General features: G+C 44.4%; 8 protein-coding genes. 6 read left to right on the top strand and 2 right to left on the bottom strand.

The features are described 5' to 3' along the window. Window positions 1-491 precede the first annotated feature (491 nt). The 6 genes from IT781_RS01205 to yacG all read left to right on the top strand — a co-directional run bounded on the left by IT781_RS01205 (window position 492) and on the right by yacG (window position 8,217). Window positions 492-4,694 carry an ATP-binding protein gene (locus IT781_RS01205; RefSeq protein ID WP_194968293.1) on the top strand — a complete coding sequence of 1,401 codons (4,203 nt, stop codon included), beginning with the start codon at window positions 492-494 and terminating at the stop codon, window positions 4,692-4,694. Between the two features lie 473 nt (window positions 4,695-5,167). Beyond that, complete coding sequence (locus IT781_RS22770; RefSeq protein WP_370526867.1) at window positions 5,168-5,452, top strand: IS3 family transposase; 285 nt, start codon at window positions 5,168-5,170, stop codon at window positions 5,450-5,452. A gap of 303 nt (window positions 5,453-5,755) precedes the next feature. After that, window positions 5,756-6,631, top strand: a complete 876-nt coding sequence (locus tag IT781_RS01200) for an A24 family peptidase (RefSeq protein ID WP_194968311.1) — start codon at window positions 5,756-5,758, stop codon at window positions 6,629-6,631. Window positions 6,632-6,635: 4 nt separating this feature from the next. After that, on the top strand, window positions 6,636-7,232 hold the full coding sequence (coaE, locus tag IT781_RS01195; RefSeq protein WP_194968292.1) for a dephospho-CoA kinase: 597 nt from the start codon (window positions 6,636-6,638) through the stop codon (window positions 7,230-7,232). A 13-nt stretch (window positions 7,233-7,245) separates the two neighbouring features. Next, the gene (gene zapD / locus IT781_RS01190; protein ID WP_194968291.1) at window positions 7,246-8,016 is read left to right on the top strand and encodes a cell division protein ZapD; all 771 of its coding nucleotides are present in this window, start codon (window positions 7,246-7,248) and stop codon (window positions 8,014-8,016) included. Continuing rightward, complete coding sequence (gene yacG, locus IT781_RS01185; protein WP_194968290.1) at window positions 8,017-8,217, top strand: DNA gyrase inhibitor YacG; 201 nt, start codon at window positions 8,017-8,019, stop codon at window positions 8,215-8,217. Between the two features lies 1 nt (window position 8,218). Here yacG and IT781_RS01180 read toward each other — a convergent pair whose 3' ends face one another. Continuing rightward, window positions 8,219-9,148, bottom strand: coding sequence for a Nudix family hydrolase (locus tag IT781_RS01180; protein WP_194968289.1), 930 nt, complete (start codon window positions 9,146-9,148; stop codon window positions 8,219-8,221). Window positions 9,149-9,163: 15 nt separating this feature from the next. Further along, window positions 9,164-10,384: a bifunctional glutamate N-acetyltransferase/amino-acid acetyltransferase ArgJ gene (gene argJ, locus IT781_RS01175; protein WP_228778833.1), complete on the bottom strand. Its 1,221-nt coding sequence runs from the start codon at window positions 10,382-10,384 to the stop codon at window positions 9,164-9,166. Between the last annotated feature and the right edge of the window lie 2 nt (window positions 10,385-10,386).

Raw genomic sequence — 10,386 nt, 5'->3', positions numbered from 1 at the left:
ACTTTTCTCATGCCTCTCATTATCTATCATACTCAGCAGATATTGAACAGGCTCTTAGAATGAATTTGTTGCAACACAAAACAAAAAGCGATGAAGTTTAAGTTCGTCTATATGTAAGCTTTTATCTCATAAGTCAATAGCATCTGCCAAACATGGTTAGTCATAAGTCAATAGCGTCTGCTGAAAACAGTTCGCCATAAGTCAATACCGCAGAGTCACAAAACACTGATAGCTAATTATAATTTGTCGAAAATTAACGACTATTCGCCATAATTTAATACATCAAGTTTTTTGATCTTGTGCCACCTAAACGTATGGCAGAATCTCATAAGTCAATACAGCAGAATCACTGAAATGCTTAAAATTGATTATAATGTATTGAAAAATAATGAGAGAAAAGGTAGATAAACAGATAATTTATTATTTGTTACCCTGCCAAACAGACAGAATGACGAATAGATTAATAAGATAAAAATAAGGAATTTAAAAAAGTGTCTATCGAATGGCAAAACATCAAGTCATTTAATAACTCTCAAAACAATGCTTTTGAAGAATTGGTCTGTCAATTAGCAAGAGAAGAGCCTATAGCTAAAAAAAAGGAATTCTATCGTGTAGCTGCTCCAGATGGTGGTGTTGAAGCATATTGTGTTTTGGATAGTGGTGAAGAATATGGCTGGCAAGCAAAATATTTTTCATCCATGAGCAACTCACAATGGTCTCAGCTTAAAGAATCTTTTGAAACCGCGCTTAGAACCCATCCGAGCTTAAGTAAGTATTACATTTGTATTCCTTTAGATAGACAAGATCCGAGACGCGATAACCAATCGTGGTTTATGGATAAGTGGAATGAAAAAGTCCAAGAATGGAGTAAATATGCAAATGATCAGGGTAGAAATATTACTTTTGAATATTGGGGAAGTTCAGAACTAATTCATCGGCTATCTGAAGAGAAACATGCCGGCAGAAAATTATTTTGGTTTTCCAAAGAAGATTTTTCCGACTCGTGGTTTCAAACACATATTAAAAATAGCATATATAGTTTAGGGCATCGCTATACACCGGAATTGAATTTCGAGCTGGCAATTGCAAAGCATTTCGATGCACAGAGTAGAAACGATAGATTCCGAGATTATTTCAAAAACAAGTATCACGTTTTTCTTAAAGAGTTAAAAAAACTAGATAACGAATTTCTAAGCCAGGATCTTAAAGAATATATTGATTTATTAAACGGTCAGTTTGAAGCTTCCCAAGAGCGAGAATTGCTTTATTTAAATATTGAAGCCATTAAGAGTAGCTGTAAATCAATTGGAAATTCATTGCGTGAATATCAAAGGACTTTGAAAAGCAAGGAAGGAGAATTAACCAAGGATTCTCTCAGTTCAAAAAACTTCTATCTAGAAAGAGCCTATAGTGCGTTATATGAATTTCAAGTGTTTATTAACAGCCCGACTTTAGCTGTAGCGAATTTGCCTGTCACATTAATTTCAGGCGAAGCTGGGATTGGAAAATCTCATTTATTAGCGGATATTGCTCAAAAAAGAATTAATGAAAACAAATCCTGCATCCTTTTATTAGGACAACATTTTATTTCGGAAGAATCGCCTTGGACGCAAATTCTTAAAAATATACTAAGGCTTAACTGTAACGAAAAAGAGCTCTTGGGAGCATTAAATGCCCGAGCAGAAGCGCAAGGTGAACGTTTATTATTTATTATTGATGCGATTAATGAAGGTAAAGGGCGTTATTTTTGGAATAACCACATTAGATCCTTCATCAACGATTTTTCACAATATCCTTGGTTAGGTCTTGTACTAAGTGTTAGAACGTCATATGAGTCGCTACTAACCTCAAAGGCACTAGTTCCTGATGAGGTCGCTATCAGAGTAGTGCACCATGGATTTGAAAATGTTGAATATCAAGCCTCTAGTTTCTTCTTTTCTCAGCACGGTATTGAGCATCCCAGCATACCTTTATTGCATCCAGAATTTAGCAATCCTTTATTTCTAAAATTATTCTGCGAAGGATTAAATCGTTCTGGCCAGAAACGAATTCCGAAAGGCTATAGCGGTATTACCAGCATCATAGATTTCTTTTTAGGAAGTGTGGACGAAAAATTATCACATCCTTCATTGTTTGACTATGAACCTGCATCTGGCAAAAAACTAGTAAAAAAAGTAATCAGCTCACTTATTCAACACAAGTTAGATAACGATCTAACTTTTATTCCCTATGAATCAGCAATCGATATAGCAAACAACAAGGTTTCACGGTATAGCAATAGAAAAGGCTTTGTTGACAGTCTGGTTTCAGAAGGTGTTTTATCTAAAAATGTCTATTGGATAGACGATGAATATCAGGAAGGCGTTTACTTTGCCTATGAGCGTTTTGAGGATCATTTCACTACTGCTTATCTGCTTGAAAAAAACCTCAATAAACAGAATCCCGAAATTGCTTTTCAAAGCAGTGGTCCACTGGCTCAATATGTTAATCAAGGCTATCAGTATCAAGGCATTGTGGAAGCTTTATCAATTCAGCTTCCTGAAAAAATTGATAAAGAACTATATGAACTTGTTCCTGACGAAGAAAAGTCAGACAGCACAATCATTGAAGCGTTTATTAAAAGTCTAATTTGGAGAAAGCCTGAGACTATCAAAGAAAAAGTTAGGGGGTATGTCAATGAGCACGTGCTAGTTAACAGCGACACTTTTGACTTATTTTTTCAGATGGTTTATTCGGTATCGTCAGATCCTGAACATTATTTTAATGCAAATCGCTTGCATCGTTATTTGATGCAATTTTCGTTGGCTGATCGTGATGCTAACTGGACAACCTATTTGCATGACCAGGATTATGAGAGTTCAGCAATGCAACGGCTCATTAATTGGGCAAGGCAAGATGGTAACAAAGATTATTTATCTGTTGAATCACGATTATTAGCTTGTAAAGCTCTAGCATGGCTGTTTACCAGTACCAATATTGGTTTTCGAGATACGGCAACAAAAGCATTAGTTTGTGTACTGGAAAATAATCTTCCAATAATCACTCAGCTTCTGGCTGAGTATGATACTGTTAATGATCCCTATGTTTATGAACGTATTTTTGCCGCAGCTTATGGTGCTGTACTGCACTCATTTGATTTGAATGGATTAGCAGAGTTATCTAACTATATTTTGCTAACCATATTCGAAAAAGAGGAAATCTATCCTAATGTATTGGTTAGAGATTATGCTAGAAACATTATTGAATATGCTTTGTATAAACAAATTTTTGCCTTAGAAAATCCGCAAATAGTACGACCGCCTTACAAAAGTCAATTTCCAGACAGTTTTCCAAGCAATGAAGAAATCGATGCTTATAAATATGACTACAGATTGGACGAATCAAAACAGTACTGGGGTCAAAATGCCATACTAAGATCGATGGTCACGGAGTATGGCAGGGGAATAGGTGGTTACGGTGACTTTGGGCGATATACTTTTCAAAGTAAGCTATATGGTTGGGCATACAAATTCGATCCCAATGATTTAAGTAATTACGCTTGTAAGTTGATCTTTGAAAAATATGGTTATGATGCCAAGAAGCATGGCAACTTTGATAGGCATGCAAGTAGTGGTGATAGGCATACGAATACAAAAGAAAGAATTGGCAAAAAATATCAATGGCTTGCTTTGTATGAAGTGCTTGCGAGAGTGGCCGATAATTATCAAATGCGAGACTACTCTACTGGTTGGGGTGAAGATCAAAAATATATTTGGTATGAAGGTCCTTGGGAACCCTTTGTTAGAAATATAGACCCGACATCAATTGGCCGTACAAGCAAGACCTCTTTGTTTAATAGCAGCGAATCTTGGTGGAACAAAGTCGAGTATAACGACTGGCAGGATAGCCATCAAAATTGGCTAATTAGTGCTAAAAACTTACCAAATCCAAAAGAAATTATTGAGCTGAGAGACACCCAGAATAATGAATGGCTAGTTTTAGAAACTTATCCTACTTGGGACGAATCGGTACCTGTTGGATATGATAAATATGATTATCCGCACAAACACCTCTGGTATCAAATTAGGAGTTATTTAGTCCATGAAGATCAAGCAGAGCACTTAATTACTTGGGCCAAGCAACAACATTTAATGGGACGATGGTTTCCTGAAGGTGGTGATCAATACCAAGTATTTTCTCGTGAATATTATTGGTCACCGGCCTATCAATTTTTCGATAATCCTTATTATGGCCGAAGCCAGTGGGCGGATGTGCATGAAAAAGGTGATTATGAACAAGTCATAGACGAAGTAATGGTCACAACGGAAAGTCATAACTGGGAATCAGGCGCTGACCATCGAGAGCAACCATCCTATTTTGCTCCTAGAGAATTCATGTACGACAAAATGCAGCTTCAATATTCAAAAAATATTGGCGAATGGTTAAATACAGCAGGTGAAGTTGTCTGCTTTGATCCGTCAGCCAACCAAGAGGATAGTCCTTGTTTATTGATTAGAAAAGATGTTTTGTTGAAATTCTTAGATGAAAATAACTTGAAAATATTTTGGACTTGCTTAGGTGAGAAACAAATTTTTGGAGATACTTATGATCGCATTAAATATTCACAATGGCTTGAAGTTTCAGGCGTTTTTACATTAAGCACAAACGGTGTAGATGGAATTCTGAAACCGTTGGTTAGTAAAGCCGGCTATTAGGTGTCAATCGGACTCTAATATTTGCCAATAAGTCTCAAAACTGACTGGCAATCATTTAAGTCAATAATGTAGAGTCACAGAAATACTGAAGATTCACGATTAAGTTATTGCTCTGGCTCTTTGACGTTTGAATATCTTCTCCGAAGTATTGATCGAAAGCCAAGAGATACGCCAGTTATGGCATTAGCAGCCTGAAAAAGTTAAAACTTCAGGGATCGTACCAAGGGTGAAACCAGAGAGCATTATTACAAAGACAACCTACAACTTAGGAGCCACTCAAACCGATACGCTGACCAACCCACTATTTTTTGTTTCTGACCAATCAGTAACAAGAACAACATACGAAAGCCACTAGAGTTTTCTGCCATATTTGATAATGACATCCTGATCGTGCCTCGATCTAACAGACATTCGGTTAAGAGACTAAAACGAGCAGAGTGATATGGCCCCCACAGTGACTCAGGATTTAGAGGTTGCCGAATCAATGTTTATATTCACGGCGGGCCAAACGTCATCAAACAGGTCAACCGTTCGAAGACCAAAAGCTTCAACCAGCGGGAATAAAAAGCTGGAGCCATAGCTTTACAGCCGAAACTGTTCTTGGTGAGTATTTTTTAACCCGATCTGACGCCAAGTACCCTGTGTCCGACTATATTTATATTAAGGTGTATGACAATCACAGACGGCTTCACTTTAAATTAGGCTATATCGATTCAGAAGCTTTTGAAACTAGAAAATCATTGGTGAAGTGCTCATAGAATATGATCAAACTTATGAGCAAGCTCTATATGGTTGTCGGACGCACTTATTATTAGAAGAGGCTAGGAATTAACATAAAGACTATTACTAGTCTATAATTAGACTAATACTAACAACATTATGTTGACAACAAATGAAAATTACTGACCACATTGAATTTACTGGCCTTAGCATGGTTGTCAACACTTCCATACTACACTTTAGCAGCGCCGTCGGTTAAAACCGTTAAAATAGCGGTAAAATTATTAATCATTCAACCTGCGCTCCAGTAAAATGGGGCGTTTCTTTTTCCAAAACACATGATGCAACAGCTGAGTATCCTTTTAAATTCCCCTTATATCCTATCCGCACTGGCAGGCATTATTGGCCTAATGGTCGGCAGTTTTCTCAATGTCGTCATCTACCGATTGCCGATCATGATGCAGCGAAACTGGAAAAAGGACTGCATGGAATACCTGGAGCTTAGCCAGGAAGAAACGCCTGCAACAGAACCTTTCAATCTGGCTTTTCCGCTGTCGCACTGCCCAAACTGCAATACGCCCATCAAGCCGCATCAAAACATACCCGTTATCAGCTATTTATTTTTAAAGGGTAGATGCGCGCAATGCCGGACGCCTATTTCTTTGCGCTATCCGATAATAGAAGCTTTCACGGCGGCCGCATCTGTCATCGTGGCCTGGCATTTCGGCTATACGCCGCAAACGGCCTTTGCCCTGGTGCTGACCTGGTCGCTGATCGCATTAAGCGGCATCGATATTGACCATCATTTACTGCCGGATTCCATCACGCTGCCTGCATTATGGCTGGGATTATTTTTAAGCCTGTTTGCGCTCTTTACTGATGCGCACGCCAGCATTATAGGAGCCATTGCCGGTTATCTGGCGCTCTGGACAGTCTATCATCTGTTCAAGCTGGTTACGGGAAAAGAGGGCATGGGTTATGGCGATTTCAAATTGCTGGCGTTATTCGGCGCCTGGCTGGGTTGGCAGAGCCTGCCCGTTATTATCCTGTTGTCATCCCTGGTGGGTTCGGTCATTGGCATTACCATGGTTGTTCTCGTCAACCGCGACCACAGAATTCCCATCCCGTTCGGCCCTTATCTGGCAATGGCAGGCTGGATCGCATTACTCTGGGGCCATGACATCAACCAGCTTTATCTGACTCAAGTAGGCTTATAAAAATATGCTTAAGATCGGTCTGACCGGAGGCATCGGCTGTGGCAAAACAACTGTCGCACGCTTGTTTGCCGAACTCGGCAGCCCCGTCATCGATGCCGACCAGATAGCTCATCAGCTTGTCGCCAAAGGCCAACCCGCACTCGCGCAGATAGCGCTGCAATTCGGCGCCGACATACTCACTCCGGATGGCTCACTGAACAGGGCCAGGCTCAGGGAAGCCGTTTTTTCCGATCCTGCCCGGAAGCAAAACCTCGAAGCCATTCTCCATCCCCTGGTTTATCAATCCATTCAGGCAGAACTCGAAAGGCTGGATGCATCTTACTGCATCATCGCGATACCCTTATTGTTTGAAACCAATATGGCCCATTTTGTTGACCGGGTGCTGGTCGTGGATTGCCCGGTCGAAATACAGATAGCACGCGTCAGAAAGCGCGATCAGCTTACGCTTGATAGAATCCAGTCGATCATCGACAGCCAGGTGTCACGGGACTTTAGAAAATCGCATGCCGATGATCTTATCGATAATTCGGAATCGGATTATAGACTTGCAGAACAAGTCAAAAAACTGCACAATTTGTATCTCTCATTAAGCGCCAGCTAGGATATACTTATTCGTGAACAACTTTATCACCTATGAATTTCCACTCAATGAACGAATCCGGGTTTTCATACGGCTCGAACAACTGTTTCAACAATTCAATCATTTTCTAGTTGGGCCGACAGTGGCCGACAAACGCGCCGCACTCAGCAGTCTGCTTGACATCATGATGATCTTCAGGCGCAACGACCTGAAATCGGAAATTCTGAAAGAACTGGATCGCCATGCCAAGGTACTGAACAAGGTCGCTAGCAGCGACAATGTGGATACCGACAAGCTGATGCAGCTGCTGGGCCAGGTCACCCAGACCAGCAAGCGGCTCTATGCCGTCAGCGGCAAAATCGGCATTAACGTCATGGAAAGCGACTTGTTCCAGAGCATCGCCCAGCGCAGTTCAATACCGGGCGGCACCTGCTCTTTCGATCTTCCTGAATTTCATTACTGGCTGGAACAGGATGAGTCCGTCCGTTTGAAGGACCTGGAGCACTGGAGCAGTCCGTTTACGGATATCCGCACGGCCATTGATCTGATTCTCAGCTTTATACGCAACAGTAATGCGCCGACCCAAGAAGTCGCCGAAGCCGGTTTTTTTCAGTTATCCCTGGACCGAAGCCAGCCGTTCCAATTGCTGAAAGTGAGCGTGGACAAATCCATCCATTGCTTTGCGGAAATCAGCGGCGGCAAACACCGCTGCACTATCCGATTCATGACGCCGCCTTCGGATGATAAGCGTCCGACACAAACGCCGGATGATATTCCTTTTTCCTTGACCTGCTGTTTGTTCTAAATGCCCTCATCAGACAAGCCGCTTGTCGTCAAATGCCCCACTTGCAAACGCCCCGTACCCTGGACGCCCGAGCAGAAATTTAAGCCTTTCTGCTGTGAGCGCTGCAAACTGATCGATCTGGGAGAATGGGCCATGGAAGAAAAGAAGATTCCCGGCGAGCCCTTGTCAGAGAACGGTGACGAAAACAACGACTGGCATTAGCTCAATCCAGAAATGCCCTGATCGCCGCAATCCCCTGCCCGCCGGCCTGCCGTGCTGTCGATAGACAAGACAGCGAAATGCCTCCTAAGGCATAAACCGGTAAATTAGCCTTGGAAACCAGTTCGGCGAATTGCTGCCAACCCAATGCCTGGGCTCCAGGATGCGTTTGAGTCGGCAGCACGGGCGCCAGCACGGCAAAGTCGACGCCAATGGCCTGCGCATGCTGCAATTCCCGTAGATTATGGCAAGAAGCCGCCAACCATTTGATGTTGCCAGGCCGCTGGCTGAGGGCCATCAAATGCCGGCTGGTTAAATGGATGCCGCTTACATCAAGCTCACAGGCCGCTTCCACGGCAGAATTCACCAGCAATAAAGCGCCCCGCTCCTGGCATAAAGGATAAGCCCGCTCGATAAATTTTTCGACAGCCTGTCGAGACGCCGTCTTCAACCTCGCCTGTATCAGCCTGACGCCCCGGCCCAATATTTTTTGCAGATTGGCCAGCAACAATGATTCATCGGCATCATCCAGAATCGCATAATAAGCCGGCAACCGGGCCGCGGTGACTATAGGCCGGTTGGCGGCCGGAAATTCATGCTGACCCAATTCATCGGGAGCTACCCATTTAAACAACTGGCCTTCACAGCCTCTGGCATGGCCCGAGAACTGCTCCACCAGAAACACATGCAACTGCACCGCCAGATCAGGGTATTGATGCTCAATGGTGATCAACGGACTGGCAACCTCGACGTTGATATCAAGCTCCTCCTTGAGCTCGCGGCTTAACGCCTGTTCGGCTGTTTCGAAGGGCTCGATTTTGCCGCCCGGAAACTCCCATAAGCCGCCTTGATGCAAAGACCGGTCGCGCAATGAAATCAAAATCTGCCCGGCCGCATTTTTTACCACGCCAACGGCAACCTGAAGAGGTTTCATACCCAATACCGTCGATTAAGTTCTGTATTCCGCATTGATCTTGACATAATCATAGGAGAAATCGCAGGTCAAAACTTCCTGACAGGCATCGCCGCGTCCCAGTGTCACGGTCACGGTGATTTCCTGCTGATCCATGACCCGTTGGCCGGCTTCTTCGGTATAGTCATCGGCGCGGCCGCCGTTCCTGACGATACAGACCTCATCCAGATAAATCTGCACCTTGTTCAGATCCATGTTTTCCACGCCCGCGCGCCCTACAGCGGCCAGAATCCGTCCCCAGTTGGGATCGCTGGCGAAGAAGGCAGTCTTGACCAGCGGCGAGTGCGCGATGGTCTTGCCGACGCGCACGGCTTCCTCATCAGAGGCCGCCTGCTTGACCACGATGCGCATCAGCTTGGTGGCGCCCTCGCCGTCCCGGACGATGGCTTCAGCCAGTTGCTTGCAGACTTCCATGACGGCCTCGGCAAAAATCCGGTAATGATCGCTGCCTGCCTCGATTTCCGGCGCCGCCGAGCAGCCGCTGGCCATCAGGACGCAGGCGTCATTGGTCGATGTATCGCCGTCGACCGTGATGCGATTAAACGATTGCTCCACGGCCTGAGCCAGACACTGCTGCAAGAGCGGCTGCTTTATTTTCGCGTCTGTGGCCATAAAACCCAGCATCGTCGCCATGTTCGGTTGAATCATGCCGGCGCCTTTGGAAATGCCGTTGATCGTGACCGATTGGCCTGCAATCGTAAAAACTTTGGATACGCCTTTAGGAAAGGTGTCGGTCGTCATGATTGCGCGCGCAGCCTTGTCCCAGTTGGCGGCCGAAAGCTTTTGCACGGCAGCCGGCAAGGCGGTCTTGATTTTCCCTACAGGCAGGGGCTGACCGATAACCCCTGTCGAGAAAGGCAGCACCTGACTGACGCCGCCGCCCACCACCTCGGCCAGATCCGTACAGGTCGCCAAGGCATCCTGCATGCCCTGATCGCCGGTACCGGCATTGGCATTGCCTGAATTGATCAGCAGCCAGCGCGGCGCCTGGATCAGGTGGGCTTTCGCCACATGCACGGGTGCGGCGCAAAAGGCATTCTGCGTGAACACCGCCGCGCAGCTTGCGTTTTCAGGCATCTGTATCACTAAAATATCATCGCGTTCGGTCTGCTTGATGCCCGCGCAGGCGGTGCCCAGCATAATGCCCGCTACTTCATGCATGACCGGAAAGTGGTATCCCTGAGGGAGTACTGCCATGG

The organism is Methylobacter sp. BlB1 (assembly GCF_015476545.1).
Taxonomy (GTDB): domain Bacteria; phylum Pseudomonadota; class Gammaproteobacteria; order Methylococcales; family Methylomonadaceae; genus Methylobacter.
Note: the sequence above shows the minus strand (reverse complement) of the source record. Positions and strands in the feature narration are given on the sequence as shown.